Genomic DNA, 24,969 nt, shown 5'->3' with positions numbered 1-24,969 from the left:
ACTAATACCGCTTTGTGCGGCACAAATATTCCATCTTCTACTCTTAGTATTTAGGAGTAATAAACAAGGAGGTATACACTACGAGTAACTAGTTCTTTGACCTTTTTAATTTCCTCTTAAATGCCCGCAGTAGCCGAGAAGAAACGTTTTCCTTAGACTTTGAGATAGATTCTTTCTCAATACAGGTTTCTATAGTTTCCGCTATTCGTCAAATCCTCCAAGTCAACATTGCGTTCTTTAGGTCGTTCTTTTACGAAACGTGCTAGGTTGTTTATAACCCAACGTTGGGCTAAGTTTTTAAGTCATAGACCTCTCGCTCGGAAACTATCGCTTTTTCGGGACTTAAACCGCGAGTACTGAGATCGCGTAACAAGAATAGTCTAAATACATTAATATTTTTTTACTATTTCAGAGATATTCTGTGTCGACGTATTTCCACCTACCTATGGTACATGCTACGTTAATAAAAACTAAAACTGCCCCAATAAAATCTATCGCTTGGGTAAGTAATACTTCGTACAACAATACAAGAATTCAGTGATCCTTATTCATATCTAATAAGGCTCATATACCTTTTTATGAATCCAAATCGACTATTTCTATACAAGGGGTTCGATAACGTGTTACTCCCATAATTCTAAAGACTACACCTTTGATTTGCAAACTAAGTCGTTTTTCGCCTCCAAATGTAGTTTTAATAATTATGGGCTTTGTGGGAGGGAGACTAACATCTGAAACTCGTTAAATAAAAATTTTAACGAAGGTTTTATTTATTTTAACGGTAAACGTCGCCTAGGTTGGCACTGCTTTATAGACGCCATGAAAGTGCTCATTCTCTCCCATTTAACGTACTTATAAAACTACGTTAACACTGTTAACTCCTGCATGTCTCACCCTTCGGAAGAGGACTTCCAATAAATAATCGTCGATTTGCAAATTTACAATAAGGATCGGCCACAAATCATTAGCTTCTGTGTGACGTACCTTATTTCCGTCGTTTTCGGCGGCCTTACGTCCATTAACCCAACTGATGTTGGATACTGGCTGTAGTCAAAAATTAACGTCTAGTTCAATAATGTCCAATAGCTGTTAATAATTCGTCCCAAACCATTCCACGCATAAAAAACGTCGTAAGATACTCAGATAACTAAACGGTTGGTTAGAAGTATCCAATCTCGTTTCGCATTTACTAGTGTGGTATATGGTAATTAAAAATTCATAGAACCACTCTTGGGGAGGAACTCTTTTGGTAAAACCCACTAATTCACCTACCTACGTCGTAAGCAACCAACTTACAAACGAAGTTACGCCACGTCAAACTCAGGATTCTTATAAAGAAAATTTTGGTCAAAATTACGCACTGAGTAATTCGGAACCGAACGTATTCAATGACTACGTTTTATAGGGTATATCCGCGAAACTTTATGCGGAGCTTAGTAAAGTGATTACAACTTATGGGGCTATTACACTAGCAAAACTAAATTACGGTTTTTTGTAGCAACTAAAAGAACGACCTTAAAAAAATCCATCTAAACCTTAAGGAGTACTCAAACCCCCCGACATTATTTTCCCATCACTTTTAGGGCCGAAAAGACGTACCAATTCTCTTTTAAGCGAAGTAGTACAACTAGATTAACCGCGTCTATATAGAATAAAAATCACACGTATCCCTAGCTGTAAAACCCTTTATACTTTAAAATAGTATCTAGAATACGGCCCAAATAGGAAATTGTGAGGACGGACCTTAAGCGACTATTTAATTGCCATTATGTATTAAACTTAGTGAGATAAAAAACCCTATTTTAGCGCGCTTTTTATTGTCCAATGGTCGAGATTTACTAATAAAACTCTAAGTTTGTTGTTTGAACTTCTTTTACTTAATTCCGTTATACTTGTTTAATACGAACCCTTAACACAATAAAAAAAAGAATTAGCCCTTAAGTTACTCATACCGATACCTGTATCATTGACACCTTGTTGGACTTATGGCAGTCCAAGATTTCTCATTTCGGGTTCTTCACGTCAAAGGAAATTCAGTCCTACTATTTCTAAATTAGTGTCGGTACTTTTCATTCAACGTACTCAATCCACCCCAACCAAACCGCCGTGGAGTCCAATTAAAAGGCTCTTCTTAGTAATGTCACATGTAAGGACTTCTCCGCTGAAATAATTCCCTATTACAATTTTTTAAGATAGGATACGTACACTACTAATTAGGTTCGATACTTGGGCATAGTCCAAGACATTATGTCGTTCTATATCTTCCCACAATGAGACAAAGGTCGTTTAGGCCCTTCCAGGGCGCTATACTTGTTTAGTGGCACTCGATAATACTACTCAGTCCGGTCAAAGTAGTCGTGTAACTTCTTCCTAAAATACGAGCACAAAACGTCGTACTTTAACTAGTAAATTTGCCGAAAAATTAATGGCTAGCGGAATGAGGTCTAACGTAGGTTCCAAGAGAACTTCTTTACTACCGAAATGCCGCTCTTAGGAACGGGGGACTTTTTTCTCGAGAGATACTAGTCCAATACCGAGCGTTCCGTTTTTTTATCCAAACATAGATTTTCTAATTTAATATAGCGTAACAATCATACTTCGACTCTCAACGAAAAATTATTAAGGCGATTTAAAACTCGCCATTCAACCCGAAAACGAACAAGTATAGGACGAAGTCATTAAAGAAACATAAAAAATTTTAGGTTTTATGGCTTGACCAGATGAAAATTTCACTACGGTATTAGTCGGTATCGGTAGTAAAAGCGTCATAAAACTACCCTCGATTACCAATTATTGGCGTTGTGGTTGAGTGGATTTAATTACCCGTTATAACTAAGAAAGGGGTACTTAAACAACATTTCGTTGAAGGTTGGACTTTCTCTTATTCCATAACCTCAATTAAACTTCTCCGATGACAATAATAAGTGTAAACTCCGTTATTAAAATGATGATACTCTTATGACGGAGTACTGTAGTCATCCATATAATAAGTTATGTGGCGGTAGTTATTCGTCAGACAGTAATTTGCTATGGCCACCCATCTATTTCCCATCCCTATATGACCTCGCTTAACTAAGGGTATTAGCAGGAGATAGTACTTACATATTTAAAAACGACTAATTCAGACAACTCTGTGTTTTTATCAAGTCGGTGTTTAGAAGCTAAACTGACAGGAGTGGTATCTCAAGTTAATCCGACAGACACCGAGAAGACGGACATCGTTATCGTTATATTCCCTTCCATTTTAGTTAAAAACGAGGAAACTAATTTATAAGAAGTTGTTCAAAATTCTCGAGTGAACTTCTTATAGGGTAGCGGTTTTGTCGTCGTTCGTAACGAGGGTATGAACATGGCCGTTATATCAGGTGGCCATAAGGTGCGAGAAGATTATCGGCTATTTGTGGATACACGCGTTCTGGCGCACGAGGTGGTGGCGACTCATGATTCCTTTACCATAACAGCCATTTCTAAGCGTAGTACGCTCTATATGGAAGTAGACATAACGAAGCTTGTACTTTTACTGACAACTGCCACGCAAAAAGATTGGTCGAAAATCATAAAGCTCCACCCAAACGTCAAACTACGTCTTCATGATTATGCAAAGCAAATTATTTTAATACGACGTACACATTATATATTACAAGATGAAGTCTATTTAGTCGTAGTACAAGAAGACGTTCGCGATTTATCCGCTCGCTTAGACGAACTGCCCGTGTTTTAAATCAGGTTAATCAATAGCAAAGTAGGCGATTTATTTTTTATTTTCTCATAAGAAAAAGCTAAACCAATTAGGTATTTTAAGGGAGTAATGAGTATAAAGGTAATAGTAGGTCCTCCGGTCCAAATAAAAGATCCTTTGACGATCAATTATTTTCTTAAAAAAGGGGTATTCTTATTGCTTTTTAGTAAAGAACATTAACTTTAAGCTCTAGAAAATACCCAGAATAACCTTAATTTCGTTAACTAAATAATGCACTTCTCCGTCGTACTTAAGGGACATCACTTAGCCAATTAGCGAATTAACACTTAACTCAATAAAATAACTCATCAAGTCCTATACTAGACGTATTAAAATCCTTTAAAAAGAAGCTATTAAAATTCTACTATGATAGCGCGTTACATATCTGTAATCGTCTCGCCCCATTTAGTCTATTTTCCCGGTAAAGTGGCTACTAACGGGGAAGTACATTAAGCGGAACTTTACAGTGTAAAGGAAGCCATAGACAATGGACTATCATCTCTGCAGGAAATTAGTCCTACATTTCTAGTAAGTACAAAAGGGGAAAAACTTAGTTTTCCCTTAGTCGTCAAGCTCTAAGATAGAGGTTTTGTGCCCTTTCAAAACTTTCTGTACGCAGCGAGTACGTTGATTTACCAAGTACGACGAATTACTTAAGTTTTTAAAGAAAACCACACTTATCTCCAACTAAGTATAGAATAATAATTATCACGCAATTAATAAGAATTAATATCTGTCACAAAAATTAATTCCAACGAAACGTTCCGATTCAGGACATTCATTATTTGGAATAATTACATAACTCATTATTAAATAAGAAAATGGTTCCTTTCTTCTCTTTCCAAGTCACGATGTAGTAATGTCACTCAAACTACAACTACTTGCTTGACCTTGACTAAACGCATAGCGTCAAGATAGCTCGCCGGACGAACTAAAAATGTCCTGAATGCTTTTTGGGGTTAGAGAAACAATTTTTTACAAAAATTAAGCCAGTAAATCAGATAGATTTGAGGGAGTAATTTTTGTAAAAAACGGAGCTGGAACTCTAAAAAGCATTCAGGACAAAATAAACGGCCTAAGTGAAATTCCTTTTGGTAATTAAAGGTATCCGCTTGAACTGTTTTAATTTAAAATGAAGGATTTTACGTTCACCGATTTAATATAAAACGGATATCGTATAAATTGATTGAGATTTTCCTTAATTCATTTACTTATTTAATGTTAATTGTCCGCAACGAAATCGTTAACCACGACGAAGATACAAGCGATAACGAGGACGAAAACGTCGTCTACTTCGAAGATGACCATACCATTTTACGGTTCCACCATTGCGAACATTTCCTGTTCCGCGAACGTTTTGACGACTGTTACGAACGTTTCCGGTTTTGCGAACGTTTCCGTTCCCTTACTGACTTTACTGATTTCTTCTGACGGTTTTTCGACCACCGTGACAACAAGTTATTAAAGTTAACTTTAAGCGTAACGAGGTCCGTACTTAACGTACGGACCAAAGAGAAGTAGGGGCCTAAATTATGTACCTATCGGGTTTTATATTTCACTGAGTTTTTTACGGGAAAAATCCCAAACCTGACCCTAATGCTGGGCTAATAATACTTCTTTAGAACCGCGTTTTCGGACTAAATCTAACCAAACTCTATGAATGGCTTTTAATATACCAAGGCCCCCCTTTCGGTGAAATAATGGAACTGGTTTATGCTCGAGTAATAGGTTATCATTACGTACCACAAAGAGAAAGTAATCCTTCATGCCTAGGAGACCTATTACTGATAAATTTCGTCGATTTCCTTGAGCAATGAGCTCAGCTTGGTCATACCCAAAGACTGGTAAATACGACCTGTCCGCAATTGCCTTATTTACGTGTACTAAACAACGGACAAGGGATATGAGCACTTCGCCATTTAGTATAACATAGCGCTTAAGTCGTTCATGTTCTATAAAATCCTGCGGGCTAAAATTAACTTTTACAAAGATCAATAGATTGAATGTTTGTTAGACTTTACAGTCTTACCCTTAAATAGGATCTTTAACATTTTGTCCGCCTAACAATATAAGATAATCTACATTTATTGCAAATACAATCAAGACATTTAGTAGTCAAATTGGGTTACCTAATATAAAAACGATACGGAGGGCTCGCACAACGGGTTTAGGTAAATCGTCCGGTGAGCTTAGTACCACTAATGTAATAGCTATGCGTACTACGTGGTCATTAAGTTGGGCAGACCCTAGAAATACGACGTTGTAATGTCGCGAACCCCGGCTATAGCAGCTACTAACTTGCCCTACTATTATACGGAGGAAAACGTCTCAATGATCGGCTTTAGTTAGTACGTTCTGCCTAACGTCTTAGTTAAAACCAACTTCTCCACGAACATACTTACTCGAAAAAGTGAATCTTCTAGTTAAAGTTTTCAAAGATAATAGTCCAGCCCGTCTCTAAATACTAAGTTAACAGGTTTGACTTAATCAAAGCCACCTATGAGCGAATCCATAAATAGCACTGCGCATGTTTGAAGCTGAATAACTCTCAAATTCATAATTAAAAGGACGTAACATACGAATAAATCCCTGACTCCTTAAATTGTTCGATAGTTGAATAATATAACTGCGGGTAGGAAGAAGAATAGCAAGCTAAGCGACCATACCACTAAATAATAGGCTAAAATAATTCGTGTTAATGAGTGTTATAGGAATAAATCGTCTCGAACGACTAAAACTTACCTTTTACTTGACCCGAAAACTACGACGACTACTTGTCCAACATGCCCAACTCCTATACCGGCGTTAAGGAGGACTTCGCACCCGTCTAAATGTTAAATACGAAGTAGGTAGTGATGTTTCTTAGTTAATAAATACCTTGTATTAAGGAGAAACCGTCCGAAATTAAGTACTATCTCTCGAAGGACTTAACGTTGTATCAGGCCTCGGATGTCGGACCCAGTATACCGCGCGTGGCCTTATATTCTAAGTTAAAATGTCGAATAGAGTTCTTCTCCGAACCCGAAACCTATCGAATAGTGTTCCTGATAGAAAGCCCCGAGAAACACTTCCTGATACAGTTACCTATGTTGGGCTTCTTCATCCATACTTGCGACGAAGAATGGATTTCCCGACCTAAGTTTTCCCATACTATAGCGTTAATGAGTAACGTCTAATCGATGAACCAAAGGTTCTTCAATGAAAGATAACGCTCAATTAGAGAGAGCATCGTATTATACACTTGTAGAACACAAGATATCTACCCTTTAGCCCCCTCTTTTTAAGTTACAGATACTCATTTTATTATTAATCGTTCCTTGTTAGGTGCCGATTAGGGTCGAAGTTTCTACTAGGGTGATATCTCAACGTTCTTTCTTAATAACTATTAGGACGGTTTCCATTAACACCAATAATACGGAAGCGTTAACCGAATTAATTATAATAAGTCGTTCTTCCTTGACCTTATTGAAAACTGTTTACCCAGGTTAACCTAGGGAGATATTTCTTAATAATACTACGGTAAACATTTAAACTAAAACTATTGGGACTATTGTTCAATGAGCTTCATAATGTTTCTTGTAATTCTAATTAATGAATGTTAAATGTCTAGCTGCTTAATGCGACCCGTACGTGAAGTCGCTTTTTTCTTCTACTTATATCTCGTAACCAACGTTAATCATGAATATCTTTTAAACGACTTTACATAGTACCATGACTAAATCTAGGAGCAAAGTTGGTCAAACAAAGTAGGCAACTGTAATTTTTACGCGAGTTTTTTTAACTAGTAAGTTCTTAACATCGCCTCGTACTTAGTAATCACAATCGCGGTAATAAATATAGTAATTAAATACCACTTCTCCAGCGAGGTCTTTGATAATGTCATAGCTGGCTTGGGTTTAAATTGAGAGGGTATTAAGACCGTAATGTGTCGTAGTGAGTTCTAAAACATACCCGTTGAGTAAATCTTGACCTAATAAATCGATTACGTAAACTCCATTTAGACGTATGCGACCTTTTACCCCACGTCGTTATACTCATGTTCCTGAACGGAAGAGTTGTATGTTAATGCGATTTATTAGTCGTATTATACGTAACCTGATGTTTTCATTGTTACCGATTTAGTGCTTTTAGAAGTCGAGTTGGACCGCTAAGAAGACCTCCGAGACGGGAACCAAATTCGTCGTTTTTTTATTTTCGATATCTGAGTCTTGGAGTACAGTTCTTTGTTTGATCCCTTCTTTTTCTACGGTATCGTAATTGTTAAGTTCTACTTCTAAACGTCTTTTGCTTTTGTCCATGAGTTTTCTTTTGACTCGGACATTCTCGCCTACAACTTTATTTTGTTTTATTTTTCGCCCCATTTGAGGTTCTTAAAAGGTCATTTGGAAGAGAAAAGTCCGTTGCACTTCTTTATAGCAACCGCAATTAATGAAGTTTACGCCTCGTTTTTCTTAACTTAGCCAATTAGGCGTATCAGTTATCTCGCCACCACCTAATAACAAGAATGTCGCTACCTTAAGAAAAAAGTTAAAAGGTATCTGTGCCACTTAGACCGTCCTCTTCTCGAGCCTTCAAATTACCTCTCAAAAGAGACGAATTGTTTCTCAAAAGATTTTAATTACCACTCAAAAGAAGGTAATGGCGAGAATAAGTTCGGTTCCTTTACAATTAACTAATAGATTTTCTACCATTTTTGCCATCCTGAGTGGGAGTAAGTAAGTCCTGATACAATAACGTCCCTAATAATTGTTTGTTTAACCTCTCCCTTTACCTAAATTTTATACAAAGATTTTTAATAAGGTTAGAGAATCGGCTTAAACTTCTTGATAATTAAGGAGTATCTCCCGTAGTTATATAATTAATCCGATTAAAGTAACTAGAGTTGTAAGTAATTTTAACATCGGACCTATCCTAGTTAGGTCCAATGCGAAGATAAAAAGGTACCAAGCAAAAGCTGAGTAATTTCATTCTTATCCACCCTCATTTCTTTATTTTTATTACGACATTTAATGATAGCTCTTTAAAAGAAAATAATTACCTTAACTAGGGTCTTTTATTGGATTCGAGTTGTCTGACTTCTAGGTATAATTCCGTGATTGGTTTAACATATCGCTTTTTACTTCTTACACGTAGCTAGGATATGGGCGTTGTTTACCTCGTTTTCATGCATACTATCCTTCTTTTGCACGTTTTTAATAGCAAAAAGGAGGTACAAAAAGTATTTTACGTACTCAAAGAACATTCACAAAAAATAACTCATTGGTCCTAGATAGCCACTTTTTTTATGCACCGGGCTCGTTTGCTGGTTAGTATTTTAACTAAACTAAAGGATTTTGACTCCGTTTCTTTTCGTCCTATTTATTTTAGCTATATAAATTACCCAAAGGACGAACCCGACGATATGAGGGACGTCGTTTTTCGTTCCTTAGAGGTCCATTTTTTCCACAGTGATGTTCGGGACAAAGTGTCTTTTAATGACGTTTATTTTCGTTTATCCAGGTTTTAGGTATTCAACACTGTTACCATAAATTTATATGTAGTTACACTTAATACATTAGTTTTTATCTCAAATTTTCGTAAAATACAAATTTAACCTAATTTATTTCATTTATAAGAATGTGTGAATAAAGAATTAATTATATTTAAAATATAGATGTCGAATTATACAACAATGATAAGAAATATATTATTTGGTAATATTCCTAATACTACTTTTGAAATAAAGTAGAACGCAAAGGTCACGTACTGGAGCGAAACCGCTTTGTCAAAATAGTAGTAGTCAACCCAAAAAGTAATCCTGCACTTAGGCTCGTACGTAACTAAAATCTCAAACCGTTAGTAGTTTATCATCGTGTATTTTAACTGTGGTAAGAAGGAGGTGTTCTTCCGTAGATAGGCTCTGTAAAACCGAATTAAAAAGAACTCGCTATACTCATACTACGAAAAGATCTTGTTCAATTCTTCCTCGTGTAAAGGAAACTCTAAGGTAACTTTTGTGCTAAATTTTTATGAGCTTAACTTGTAGTTAGAAAAAAGAACTTTCTAGGGTCGTTATTAAATGAGCTTAAATTTATAATACTTAAACCAAGTCGATATAAACCACTTTTTCTAATATTTTTTTAACCGCTCAGTAAAAGAGTCTTTACTTAATTCTCGTTACTGTATTTTTAGCAGGGGGCCCCAAAGTAAAGCGACGTGGGCTAGATGTCCCATCAATATTACTTTACGTTGAAGAGCTGAACGTAATAGTTTTGTTTTGCTTAGTAAGGATAAGCACATCACTAAAATTCTTAAAGGAGACATAGTATTCCTATTGGTTTGTTTAGAGGACGAACAAAGCTAATTAAACGGTGTCTCGAGCATGCTTTTAGAACTATTCCTCGTTCGGTAATTGGGAGGTCCTACCAGAACGAGGAAAACTTTCCAATTTTTATTAGTATATTTTGTCTATACAACTTATTGTCAAAAGCATTGGAATGTTACAGATAATACTCTCCTCAAAAGTTCAGTTCCTACGAACCACGCAAAAAATAAGGGATAGTCGAATAAGAATTCGCGGTAAGAAAATAAATCGTAAGTTGGGTACCAGCGCTTTAGAAACAACGGACAAATACCCCCTTGTGGCCGTCAAACCTGATAAACGTACAAGAAAAAAGTCCACTATAATGACAAACGAATACCTATACGGCATCATGAACCAAAAAAACTATTTGGCTAACGTACCGCTGATTGCGTGTCGCAAGAGTAAAAAAATTCGAAGGAACGACACGGATAAAATAAAGCTGGAAATTAATTATCACTTTCAGGACTTACCCCATAAAATAGATTAAACAATTAGCTTGACCCTAACGGGAATGATCAATAACCTCGGAGTCGGGGAAATGATGTTAAACGAATGTCGGTTTGATTCCTTTTTCCACGACGACTAGGAATAAAAAATATGCGACGAAGATTAGACCCTTCAGAGAATAGAAATAATGAGATAGGGACCCATTAGCTCGCAAAATATCCCGAGTTCCTCGTTAAAATAAATACCTCGTATCCGATACATCAAATACATCAAGATAACAAATAATAAGAGATACGGTTAGCAATAGTTAGTAACTTTTTTGTTTTACTTCAGTAACGGTGGACCGGAACCGTCTTGTACGACATAACCTAAAAAAATTCAAAACAGGGTACGTCAAATTACGAACCTCACTGAGATATATAATGATGCCTATAACGTCGTTGAGGAAATAAAACCCATGATGGGGACCGAGATATAGATGAGTGAAAACACGAACGTAAGTGGTTATTAAGGAACTAAAGTAAATTTACCTATCGTGCTTTATCATAAAAAAAAGAATAAAAAGGTTAACAACCTAAATAAAATTTACGCCCCGTTCATTTATAACCCGTTTCATAAAATAAAGTAAACAACTTAAAAAAGTAAAACCGCAATGAAACAGTAGCGGTCAATAAAAATCTATCCGGATACGGGCTTAACGACTGCAATAAAATAAAAACAAACCGGGAACCACCCCATAATCGACCTCATAAATTACCTCAAAACCGGGGTGTAACCAAGTTACCCTAAATACTTATAGGAAATCGTTAAAATGACTCAGAAAAACGAAACGGGGTTAACGGTTACTTCTTACCGACCACCCAAGGACACCACCAAGACTAACAAAACAACAAAGTAATGACGTAGTAACCACAAGTAACCGGACCACCAAAAAGGAGTAAAGTTCACACACGGAAAAACCGCAATTAATAATATCAATAGACCGTTTTTTCATTTTAATCAAACTAAAATAGAAATAACTAAAATAAACCCAAATAAAAAAGTGGTAATAGTGTTCTACTATGTCAAAATTACGTCCATGCGCTAAAAATACCTCATTTTTTTCATTATCTATTTGTTCCTCAGGTACAGAATTAGTTGGTCAGATGTCACGTACCCAATGTTCAACAACCTCTCTTTTTTGGATTTCCTGACTGAAGAATAATACCTCGCTGATTTGGATATCAACTACGTTACGTTGTTTTTTCCTCGAGAAATAGTCATTGTTAGTAACCTAATCCCCAACCATGGTACGAGACAGTTAAAGCGTTTCTCCTATTCCAATTTCATTAACTTTAACTAATAGTCCAGTAACTGGAACGTTCATTAGGGGTTAACAAATGAATGAATGCTCTAACAAGTGGTTTACACTGATAATACTTTTCGCTACCTGCTAATCGGCATCTTGTTAATGGCCTAGTGAGAGTTTTGAATAATCAATATCTACGCAAATCAAGTCTGAGTTAAGGTCACGTAAATAATTGGGAACTTCGTAAATAAAATATAGTTGTCTTTTAATGACTTCTGCCGCCATATAACTAAGTAAATTCATTAGCTGTAAACGTTAATAATGGTCACTAATTACGACGCCCATCCAGAAACTCGGAAGAATCATATAAAATACATTTAATATTTTCATAAAACCGCAATCCAGTCAAATTAAGCCTCACCCAAAAAAACTGGAGCTTTCTTCTAGACCGAAAAGTTGAATACTTTCCCTCGTTAACCGCCAAATTACGTTCGCTGCTTGTCAAAAATACCTGACTACTAATAAGATTAAATTAAGGTAATAAGTTCACTTTCCTTCACCTTGGACGTAGTTTATCTCAATTCGGGACGGAGCAATTTTTTCCTCCGTTCGTTAGGCGTATATTAATTTGCAGTCGATTCAAAGGGAACCAGAGATTGGTCTGAAAAGATAGCGAACGGGCAAAAAATAAATCGTAGTATAGGTATTAACGAAGCCGAGGATGGAGTAGTAGGTACCACTCAACTTGGTTAGCGGACCATAACCCTAGGTATCAGCAAAGTGCATCAACATACCCTAAGTAAAGTGGATTTGGAAATTTGGAAACCTGTAACCCAAATCGAGCTCAACAAACACGGTTTACCAACTCTTATGCTAAAAAAAGAAGTAGTAGGTCACGTATTATTTGTAGAAATGGACGTAGTTAAGCTATTTCACCACCGTATCGTTGTTTATGTACGGGTCGAACCTGGTCTCCGAATTTCACCGCATTTTTGTTTCGTGTTTAGTTTCATCGTTATACACGTGGTAGACTCAGACGTAGACGCTCTTACGTATTAAACGGTATCGCTTCTGGCGAATCCAGGCTTCTCGGTCCTAGATGAGGATAGCGATGCCTCTATAGTACTTAAAGGACTCTACGGTCCTGAACACTGCTTAGGTGAAGGGTTCTCAATTCTTAAAAAGGCGCGTTGCCATTTTACCGGACCTTTAGAAATAATGCACGAACAAAACGACTAGGTGGACGCCTTAGTGGAAGATGATTTTTATTAAGCCGGACTGACTCTAGTCATTCGTTCGTTAGTCGGTTAAATGGTCCCTCTCGCCCCGGAACTGAATGAGCAAACGCACGATGAACAAAACGAACAGAATTTGCAAAAACACGCGCGAGCTAACGGTTTCTTCGTTAGCAGAGTGGAACTAAAGCTACAACTAACTCGGTTTCACGTTTTCGCAGAAATTGATGTAATGACTGTTTTCGTCTTTAAACTGCTCTCGAATTCGCAAGAAACCAAACAGGACGTTTAACACCAAGAAAGTAAAAGTGGCTATTATGTATGACTGTCCCGAGGGTTTCTAGTAGACGACATTCAAAATAAGGAGATCCATCATTTAAAGAATCGAGTGTTTTAAGACGGTATCGTAGTTTATTCGGCCTCGCATTCGGTAATTGTACCCATGGCGGAACTTAACAACCTTAATTTAAATGTATTGAAAGTGATTTTGGTGACGAACTAGGTAATCTGGTTTGGTTACGGGTTAGTTGACAACGAAGTAGCGAAAACTTAAGTGGACATTTCCCAAGAAGTCCATTTATTAGAGGTAGCCCGTTACTAACTAAATTTATTAGTTATTCTGGGACAAGTATCGTGGTTACGTAAAGGAGTAATCAACGAAATAATTATTTGCAGTATCTGTTTGGGCACGTCTCATGTCGAAAACGAGAGTCGTGTACCCAATTTACAAAATGCCTCTATGCACACCATAGTTTTATGAAACCTAACCCGGTTTTCGCCTATTAACACGGCCACAGAGAAAAAAATCACTCAGGACAAAGTAACTCAAGCGTATTAAATAGCGGTAACCGTTTTCTGTAAACCATGTGTTAAGGTAACGCGAACTACCAGTGTAGTTCTGCCAGTCTTTCTCGTAACTGATGTCTTTGGGGGTGAGGTACGTTAGGTGGACTTTTCGACATTAAAAATAGTCTTTTAAATGGAGGTCGTACATTAGCTCAGTATTACTGAAGTTGCGGTGAATTCGGATTAACACCTACATTTAGATGTCCGTACGGCGCTGGTAGTAGGAGATGAAGTTATCTTGGTAGAAGTACTTCGCACTGTGCCTATACTGAACGTTTCGGTCGGTCATGGAGTAGGTGTGACAATAGTTAGTGAAGAACTCGGTTCACCAACCCTGCGCAACATAGCCATATGTACGGTCCCGCAGCAACTTGTCCAAGTTCAGGTGAATTCTGAAGTTATCGAACCCGTCATATCAAAAGACTGTACCCAAAAAGAGTTTAGTTTCAATCCAAATAAAATGGTATATAATACTATGTCATCTGCTTTCTGCTTTTCAATGAAACATTTAGATAATATTTCTAGGGGACAAGACGTTCGTCCTACAACAATAACTTCGGACCTAACCCGCTCGGAATTAGGCCCTTTACTCATTTCTACTAAAGGACCCCGTATGAAACTGAGGACCGGTAGTTCAATTCCCTTTTTGAAAGCAAGGGCACTTCCACCCTTGCTAAAGATTATTCCGTGTCACGGTTAGCTTCTTATCTAAGGTCGAAAGCGCCCTTACTGTTTTTAGGAATTGAGTTACCGTCAATACGAAACTGGTCCGGTCCGATTTATCTTTTGTATACGTTTTTTTGTCACGACTTTAAGTGGTTAATAGACATCGTAAAGTTGTAGCGGTATTCTACCACAGACGAAACCTATTTCAGTCGAAATTAAATATAGGACCACTTTGGAACCAAAATAATCCACTTAGTCCAACGCCGTTTAGGGAGTGAAGAGACCGCAATTACGCGAACAATGGATTTAGGCCACAAATACCATAACTATCAAATTAGGTACAGCTACCTGTTCTGTAAAACCTAAATGGTCTTGTTTACTACGCCGTTAACTCTCCAGCGTTCTACCGATACTAAAAAGTTCTCGGTTACTGGCGTGAATTAGGTCATTACTGTTATCCTCTTGTCAATTGTCTTCGGAACCATTTTACATTGAGCAAATGACGGTTTCTTAACGTTCTTCGTAATAATAGAAACGAAATACTCCAGCTTTACGGAGTTGGTCTTTAATTTTAAGTAGTTATAGGCGTAGTTAACAGGCCACCAGTCTTTGTCGCCCAACAATAACGGTACCGGGACCGAACATTTGGACTATAAAATTAACGACTACTTGGTTGTTGGCGAAACCTACAATGTTAGGTCCGAGTTTAGGAAAGAAATAATTTTTTTCATGTTTTTTGGGTAGTTTACTCAAATGAGGACTAATGAGTACTAGATCCTCATCACTCCCGGTACCGTAGTGCACAGACACACTACATACGTCCTGTTCACCATCGAGTTAGGAGACATCTTCTAAAAAAAAGCGCTCAATTTGTTGTAGGTATACATGTCGTTAACAACCGCAGATATGGAAGAAACCGTTTTGCACTCCTCGCAAATAGTCATTAAGCACCTAATCATGGACGAAACCTACTTTACGGAAGCCCAACGGCAAAAGTAGGAGCAACGTAAATACGTAAACTTGCAACAAGCCACCTACTCGGCGTTAATGTTCTTGTTTTACCTGCTAACCATGCTACAGTAGATATAGGACTGAGGGTTCTCAATGGGGGAAACGTTTTTCTATTTTATCAAACCCTGCAACGCTGATGCCTCCTTTTTTGTTATGAGTGCCACTTACTAAATAGGCAACCGAAATAGGTCTTTTTTCCAAATAAGTCAGCAGTATCTCAAAGTAAATTTCGTCATCTACCAGACAGTAAAGCAAATAACGTTCCTTTTTGTAACCGAAATCACCCACTTAGTCCTACACCATTTTGGTGCCGGTCAGCACGGAATAACGCAAATAATGGGTAAACACCCCCCCTCTATGTGATATTTCTTGTCCTACACGCCCGTAATTTTCCCGCGAGTAATTCTCTTATGGCTTTTTTTCATGTTTAATAAAAGGTCCTAGGAAAAAGAAGATACTTAGGCGCGTACTGCCATTCACTTTATTAGCGACTTCCTTACGTACGGGTTCCTTACTTCGTAAGCCATTATTCATGTGCCGATTTTCTTGATGACTTGGTCCAATTAAACGGATCGTTAACGAATGTCGCAATGGGTGTAGTTAAAAGACCACCCGTTTCTGTCGCTTAAACATAACGAGCTCGAAATCGATGTCCTGGTCTATAGAACTAAACACTACTTGGTTGGTCACGAAACCTACAAAGACACGTCCGTGTTTAGGAGTTAAATAATTTCCTCAATGTTGTTCTTTGTCCGTAAAGAATAAATAAATAATGGGTATTATACCCACACCAAAGAATATAGCGACTACTTCAGAATCAATACTTTTTACCTCAGCCGCAGCTCAAACCCTCAACACTTAGGGAAAAATTTACAGGATTTCTTCGCATATGCGTTGTCGAAAACTTACGACACGACCTACAATAAATCGGTATAACCATTTAGCTTTGAGAAGAAGAAAGTATAAAATAACCAATTTTTACACTATATAAACGCGTGATATACCTATTATTACAGAATCATAGATAATAAACCCCCTGTACCAACGTACTCATAGTGACATCCGCTTGTATCGAAATTATGATAGCTCTTAAAATGACGGATAAATCTTTGGTGAATGCTTGTTCTATTTAGCCAAAACCCGCTTCAGTTAAATGGAAACTGCACACTAGTTAAATGGGTTCTTCTGAAATTATTTAACCAACTAAAAGAAAGTTTTGGTCTCGCTTGCTCTGCAATGTTTAAACTTTAATGAGGATTCTTCATAGTTAATCGGAAACTATTACATATAGATTAGTTATTTGCTGTTTTCAAAAGAAAGCTTAAGGTTGTTGTTCATCGGCTCGAGAGATTCTGTCGTTAAAAAAAAGTAGGAGTACGGCGATCTTATGCTTTTTGATTTTTCTTAACCCAACTCTTATATTTTTCAGGGTCATACCCAAATGTCGAAGTTATAGTTTAAGGTTGCTTTGTACTTCGCGTAGTAGTTGTTTAATTTCGTTGAGTCGCTTTCGCGTTTTTGTTACATCTTGGTGGTATAGTTGTGGGCGTTGTTCCGTGAGGAAACTGCGTTTAAGGACTCGAACGACTTCTTTTACGCGCGTTATAACAACCAAGAATGGCGGTTAAGTCAGAGAATTTGTTACCAAGATTTTTGTCTCTAGCAATGTCCTTTCTCAAATTTTTAAATACCTCACTTTTATCGAGCGGCCTTGTTGCGGTTCGCCGAAAATAAAATAAGAACAGACAGCATTGTCTTCTATTACGTGGTTTTAACCTCTCCTATTTATCTAATGAGGTCCGCTATGGAAATCCACTAGAATTAATATTTCCAGACCGAGCTCACAATTAAGTATGACCTCGACTACCACAAAATGAGAATAACGTTGTTGACTTCCATAATGTACTATTCCTTAAAAAATTTCTGAAATTACTCAATAAAGACCTATTTGGACTTTTGATAGAACGCAATTACAGTGCGGTTCCAAACCGGTTAGAAGTTTTCAACTCACTTAATTCGTCGCTTGTTTTTTATACCACCCAATTAAATCAAAGAGTTGTATTTCGTTGTCCACGAGCATGACTTAAATTACTAAATAAACTTCGAATACTAATAAAAGATTTATCCGACCTCCTTTTTCTGGACTTCAATGGAAAAAGGACATGAAATCTTTTATATCCGAGATACTTTGGGTGTAATCTAGCGAATGACAAGTAGTATTTATTGTCGTCACTAGGACTCCTCGTTGAATGAACAAATCTACCCAATCTAGAATTACCTCGGATGGTACGGTCAGCATTATTGTTAATATTCGACCATAGTTCCGTTTACTTAAATTCTAGGTTATAGCTACTTCTACAGGAACTAATAAGTTGGGGACGTTACGGCTTCCTACATTCACGGACCAATTCGGCAAACCTGGCGGGTATACTCCTCTAACATTGAACAAAAATAGCAAAATAACCACACGTCCTCACCCGTAAATCAGACCTACAAATAGTTTTCTAACTTGTCCTTTAATCATTGTTAGTTTTAGACTCACAAGTCTTATTTCATAATAATGAATCATAGCGACGTAACTACTGATGCCCCGTCGCCCGCACATGATTTTGTTATCTGGGAATATGATCGAAATTTTCAAACGAACTGTTTAAATGCCGTTATCGGTTAGTGAAATTACTCCTATACTCACCAGTTAATAGTTACCATGAAGGACAAAAAAATCCCCTTGATCTCTTAATGTCAACCCTCAGTTACGGACGGCGACTACTCAACTTATCCGAGTAACTATAGAATAGTGAGTGCAATTTTTGACTTCTGAATTATAGTCTTGTTCGTGCCGTACTAAAAATACTTCGTTCACAGGAACGAAACTTCGAATACTTCCTTATACCACTGCGTCGGAGTAGACAACAGTTATTAATACTTGCCGCAAACTCATATCTTGTCCGAGTATTACGGGGTTAGGTTTTTAAAAGAAAAAGACGAGACGAAGTCGTAAATTGATGGGGAAGATTTAATTTATATAAAAATAGACTCGAAAAAGTGCTAGTTGGACTGAGTAACGGAGTCAAACAGTATGAGAAGAGAAATAATTCACTACTTCATGGCCTTTACTGTGTTCTACCGCTTCTTCTATCACTCAAACTTCGTTTTTATTTTTATAACCGTTTTCTAGACGTGCTATACGTCCGACTCGCATCTCCCGTCAATAAACGTTAAGAGTGACTGTAATTATATCTTCGAAGAAAAGCAAACGGAAGGGAACTCGTCGACTATTTTTAGCAATTGAGTCACTGGCTTGCAGTTTCACGACTACAAAAACGTTAACAAGCATGACTTAACGGACTCTATTTTTATCCTTTTCTACGTCAATTGCTCGGTCATTAATTGGAAAAATCGAACTATCTTGTCTATATACTCCTAACCGTTGAGGTTTGACTTAAACTTCCAAACGGTCTTTTTGATTGTCCTATAAACCTCAGGACCTATTGAAGAGTAGTTCAACATTACACCGTAAACTCCGTTGCGGGGCAACTACGAGTTTCTCGAAAGCTCCAAAACCGGCTCCTTCTTGTTCTTCGTTTCTTAAACAATTTGTCATCCACCAAAAAAACCCGAAATAGACCTAAAGGTCTTCTCTCTTTTGTTTACCTAGCGCAAAACCCATCACTTAAAAAATGGGTCTTTAGGAAGTCACGTCATGATTCTGGGTCTTATCTACGGCGAACGTTTAGATTAAATTCCCGGCGATAGTTACGTAATGTTTGTAGTTTGTTTCTAAAACTGGCAAAAGATAATTTCGTTTAATTCCTTGATCTGTGGCGAGATGGATAGCTACTTCGGGATAACTTTAACCTCGTTGTTAATTCACGTAACTTACCTAATTAGTCAAGTAATTAAGCATAATTTTTGGTTTTGTTGTAACTCAAAGAGGCAAGATAAAGTAATAATTGTCTACATTAATTCAGGTGTCATAAACCTTTTTTAAGACTATGTCATCGGGTCTATTCCTTAAATGACCTACATAATTCGCTTCCTTTTTGAAGACGTCAACGTAGAGGGAATCGTTAAAATACGTTCTATGATTTTCTTTGTGGTGTAGTGAGTTGTCCCGTCGATTTTTAACGAAACTCGCTCCAATAAATAGATTGTTTTATGGCTCTTTAGGAACCCCTTCTTCGTATACTTTAGGACAACGCAACAAGTAAGTCAGTATTAAATTGAGTCCTTAGGAATAAGGGTAATTTTTTGGACTACCTTAACTTTAGTAATCGTCTGCACCTACTGGTCGTAAGACTTCTAAACAAACTACGAGATTAGTTACCTTATTTTTTTCGTCCAAGCTTACAACTACTCTTTAATTAATAGTTACACCAATTATTTTGGGATAGCCAATAAGTCCGCTTTCATCTTCATCTAAGTGACCACGGCAACGAATGAAATAATTACTTTCGTACATGTTTTACGCTATTTCTACTCAATTTAGCAATAATATTGAATCAGACATCTAATCTTTTATGTCGCCTAAAACTAAATTTATTAACCCGTTTTTATAATTAACACGAACCACTCGTACGTTGACTACGTTTATAAGTAGCGAACAACCTACAAGTTCGTCCAGAACTTAAACTAGGTGACTCAGATGGCCTAGAACGTGTTAATAAACTAATAGGTGGAATAGGACTCTACCTTGGCAAATAGTTACACAATTTACCTCTACAATTTCTAGATTCTCGAATACGACTACTTAAACTGTCCCTAGGATTTAGTCCTGCACGTGGTGTTTTTTTACCTAAACCAAAATAAAATTTTCTATGTCTCGTTCAAGAACTACTCGTTAAACTATGGAGATTTCAACGCGCTCAATAACGACTATAATCTTTATAACATCTTCCTTGGCGCAATTCATCTGTCCTCGTTGTACTAAATCGCGTTGTTTAATAGATGTAGTTACGCTATCCTTCTCTGTTTGGAAATTGAAACCAACATCCTTTATTGAGTTGTTGCATAGTTTAATTTCGTATGGTCCTAAACTGTTTTCAGTCAGCGTGTCTCAATGCACTTAATAGTCTATGTGACTAACGACATTATTCTTGTGGCGTAAATCTCCGAGTACTCTTTGATTTTCGAGTCAACTCTAACGAACGACACAATGCACTTGTCATGAAAGCCAGATGACCTTATAAACAACTATGGGGCGTCGAATAACGGTAAAATTACCGTAATTTTTTGGTCGTTTTGTTATACGACTACCTTGATCTATGACTTCTCCCGTTAACACAACGATTACGTAATGAAAGACATTACGTCACCCAACTTCGCCTACCTCCCTGATAACTACGCACACGGCAGTTGGCTCCGAACTACCAAGTCTTAATATTTTTACTGTTTCTAAAAAAACGAAGAAATCCATAGCGAAAGCCAGCACAACTCCACTCAAGAGGGTTTCCTTGCATAGTCCAACCACCCTATTTAATGAGATGATATCCACTAGACCGAAGTATAGCACGAGCCCGACATCAGCTTTTACTTCTGTACAGCACAATATTCCTACCAGTAGGACATCGCTCAGTAAATTAAGAAAAACCAAGACTAAAGAGACTTAATCTACTTTTCTGATATAAATTAGAACGAGAATTCTCGCTCCCCTTACTTCTTCTAATAAGAATATGTACCCAAATAGGAAATTAATTACTTAAATAATTAGTCTTTGTTAAATTTTAAGAGCTATTTCCGACCTCGCTCCTAGTTCTATATTAGGTCAATTCTCTTAAGGAGCTGTCTGTACGTGGATGATCAGCCGTATTTCGCAGCAATTTGAGTAATGGACTATTTTTTAAATTAAATACCTAGTTACGACGATAACTTCGTGTCGCAAAACAACTCCCCCTTCTAAAATAATAAGGTGGAAGATTTTGCCGTGCTGTACAACGATAAGGGAATTTAGTTTTTCGAAGAGTTCTACTAAATTGAAAATACTGCGTAGTTAAAGACGTACGAGCCGACGTTTTCTTTATGGGACTAACCCTTAAGCAATAACTCGGACTTTACGCAACATAACTAAGACATAGTTGGTTCCTGAACTAACTAGTGATATTTTTTGTCCCTGCGTAATAATCGTAGAGCTTGTGAAATCCAGCTTTTCTCTCTTATCAGCTTGTTACATTGTTCAAGCCATACCTATAGCGCACATTTTATGGTAGAGTAGTTTTTTTATCTACACAGTTTGACCGATGTGCTCACTATCGTTTAGTTTGTCGAATACATGCGCGACATTTTCTTCGGTAATTAGTTCGTGTTCGTCCTGTTGGATAACAGGATAAACGCTTTCTACAATTGCTCCATTTCGAAGAACGTCTATTTGATTTTTGTGTCAAGGCATTTTCGTTATATTGACGTAAATGTCCGTGACTTAGACACCGTCTTGCTTTTTTTACCTAATTGTTAGTCAGACCATTCGTTTTATGTTATTGCTAATGATGATGTCGTGAACGTGTTTTGCGACTAAAACGCTGTGTTGTAGGCTTCCCTAAAAATCGCTAAGTTTGAATAAACCTACGGGCCCGACGCGCCGCTCATTGTTCGACACAACCGTTCCTTCCATCCGGACGATTCATGCAACGATAGATACTTTGAGTTCCTCGTAAGCAAAATGTTAGGCCCAAGATAGTCTGGGTTTCATTTGTCTTCTTTTATGAACGAAGAAACCGTCTTGACGTTTCAGTTGTTTTACTTCTTCGACGACAATACGCAGTAATGTACGTTTTTCATAGGTTATATGTTGTTCAACAAGACCTTGTTAAGGTTCTCACCTTTCTTAACAATGTAGAACAAATAGGTTTTAGTCTTACCTTATGTGACCTACGTCGCAACAATTATGTTTCTCTCCTAAACTCAGCAAGAAACTCACTTGTAACCCTGCTTACGGAACTTATATTACGCGGTGTTTTTCTTGTAGGATTAGGAATATATGCGGCATGACTTTTATTCTTCAAAGTTTGATAGCGTAACTTATTTCGTTATTGGCGAATACTTTAACGACATCCGAGTCAAACCCTAGTTGTGGCCCGCGACGAATTTCTTTTTCAACTCCTAAAGTATCTTCTTCCAAGTCAATTACGCAATGCAACAGTAATAGACCTACTTCATAGAAATTTACTCGTTAATTTTAAATTAGTCAACCGACGCGCATGTTCGTTCTTTCTTGTCGAACGACTCTTCTTTTTTTGCGCAGCTATACAACTTAGGCCTAATCTTCATTTGCCTCGCTACGATGCTAAACGACTGCCGCTACATCTTTCGATAGCACTTCGAAAACGATTTTCGGTTCATTTTAATAATCGTTTCCTGTAATCGACGTAATATCTTTTATTAGGAGTAAATTTCTTTTAACACGCTAGGTATAACCAAGTTGTTCAATACCGACGTTGTTTAAATCTATTAGAGTAACTAAAAAATGAACTAATACGGTTATTTCTAAACGGGCTTCTAGCTATATGACTTTTTATACGGTACGTTGGACATTAAGTTCTCAACAACGCCCATATATTTCTTCATCCGGAACATCTTTGTTCGCTAGATTTTCTTAATTTTCGTCAAATAAAACTATCTCATTAATGTCTCGAACATCTACTTAACCTTTGGTCGGATAGGACCCGATTTGTTCTTGTAGCACCGAATCCAATAAACGAGCTTGCTTGTCGACAATGACTACGCCGATCTCTGTATAACTTACGACACGTACATAATCCTCTCCGGCTGTTTGATTTTCCTCGACTATTTGAAAGACGTGTTGTTTCACGATAATCCTCAAATATAGCTCATAACCGTCTCGTACTTCGCGTTGACCTTCCAAATACCTATAAGAGAAACCCTGTGTTCTTATGCGCATGGAATTAATTTCTTTGAAACCGATGTGAACTACCTAATTGCCGATAACCAAGTTTATTTTTATTTGACCTACGACTAAAATAGGTACTAACATTTCTTCTTAGAGAAACACGTCATTGCTTTTCTTTTGACCTAAGACGCTAGGTATGATACCTTCTCTGCCTTTATCCAAATGTCTTTTTGTCTCTTACCTTACGCTAATTCATATGTAATTTACATTATGTTTGGCTCTCGTTGAGACAAATACGAAAAGTACTTTACATGCTACAAGAGAGCTTATTTTACCTTCTTGAACGTGCTTTTTTAAGATTTAATGTTCCTGGACATCGAGCTGATGCTCCTCTCCACGCTGCATAAACACTTAGTAACTCGGTTCTTGTATTTCTCAATAAATTATGTTCATTTATAGACTCTAGATTCCGACTTTTAGAGTTCCTTTTTGAATTACCTGATTTGCCTAAATTTCAGTTTCTCCAAGTCGAGTTCCTCCCGTTATTACCGAAATCGTTAATAAAACTAAATCACTAACTTCCGTGACCGAGAGTAGGGAATAACGTTGTAAAATACGTGATATTAAGTGCGTGGGTCCTAAATTATTTGGTTTCTAGACGAGATCTTCTTTCGGATTCCGTTCGGTATCTTGTCTATTTATGAAATCTAGTTAACTATCCTCTTCTTCATGGAGATGAATTTAACCTTCTTTTTTCCTTCCGCTTACACAGTTTTAAAGGACTTGTTAAAGTCCTAGTCCAATTACTTTAAGACCCAAATTTTCTTAATTAGCGGCTAGTTCATGGACTATTAAATCTAAGTAAAGGTCTTAGTCAAGCGTTCGTAAAAGAACTGGCTCTCAACGAGTTTTGTAAACTAAAAGGATTAAATCTCCGTCTTCTTTAACTTGTTTAAGTTCTATATCACAATTTTTAGCTAAAATCCCTGAACGTCCTCGCCTAGCAACTCCCTTGCTTCGGGTTTTTAAATACCCCATTAAAATGAAGGATATACAGTTCGATGCATAAATGGGGGCTTTTATACCTTCTAACCGCGGTCCTTAAAGTCCTGAATTGATTTTCTGGATGCTCTTTAAATTTGTTACGCAAAGCAAGACTATAAGTTTTTTTCGTCTTATATAATCGACCGGTTGAACTCGTTAATGTAGTTGTTTATCATCCCGTCCGGCTTAGCTACGTTGTTGTTTAACGTAAGGAGTTACTCTTTTAACTACTTCTTCTCTTTTTTCTTCCCTAAATACGGTACTCTTAATCGTTACACCGACTCGAAAGATTTAAACTTTTTCTCTATTACTTCCAATTTAGCGTTGTTTTTCGCTTAGGTAGAGAGCTACTCTTAGCTTTTAGATGATTTCGTAGTCCCCATAGATAACTATCGTGACTTTGTCATTAAGTTAGTCGTGACTAAAACATTAGTATACATCGCGACCCATGGTCGCGATGGATCAATATTTCTACAAGTTAGTACGTAATTCATAGTAGTGAGAAGG

General features: G+C 37.2%; 4 protein-coding genes. 1 reads left to right on the top strand and 3 read right to left on the bottom strand.

The window, feature by feature from the left end; translation table 11 throughout:
- The first annotated feature begins 3,349 nt into the window (after window positions 1-3,349).
- Window positions 3,350-3,721 carry a hypothetical protein gene (locus tag DGG96_RS03565; RefSeq protein ID WP_110141600.1) on the top strand — a complete coding sequence of 124 codons (372 nt, stop codon included), beginning with the start codon at window positions 3,350-3,352 and terminating at the stop codon, window positions 3,719-3,721.
- A gap of 4,145 nt (window positions 3,722-7,866) precedes the next feature.
- Here DGG96_RS03565 and DGG96_RS20740 read toward each other — a convergent pair.
- The 3 genes from DGG96_RS20740 to DGG96_RS20735 all read right to left on the bottom strand — a co-directional run bounded on the left by DGG96_RS20740 (window position 7,867) and on the right by DGG96_RS20735 (window position 23,379).
- Window positions 7,867-8,100, bottom strand: coding sequence for a hypothetical protein (locus DGG96_RS20740; RefSeq protein ID WP_110141598.1), 234 nt, complete (start codon window positions 8,098-8,100; stop codon window positions 7,867-7,869).
- A 7,565-nt stretch (window positions 8,101-15,665) separates the two neighbouring features.
- A complete protein-coding gene (locus tag DGG96_RS03525) occupies window positions 15,666-15,863 on the bottom strand; it encodes a hypothetical protein (RefSeq protein ID WP_110141592.1) in 198 nt (65 codons plus the stop codon).
- 7,348 nt (window positions 15,864-23,211) lie between these two features.
- Window positions 23,212-23,379: a hypothetical protein gene (locus DGG96_RS20735; protein WP_165831572.1), complete on the bottom strand. Its 168-nt coding sequence runs from the start codon at window positions 23,377-23,379 to the stop codon at window positions 23,212-23,214.
- Window positions 23,380-24,969: the final 1,590 nt, after the last annotated feature.

It is taken from the genome of Legionella qingyii (genome assembly GCF_003184185.1).
This window is presented reverse-complemented; position numbering and strand designations above follow the sequence as displayed.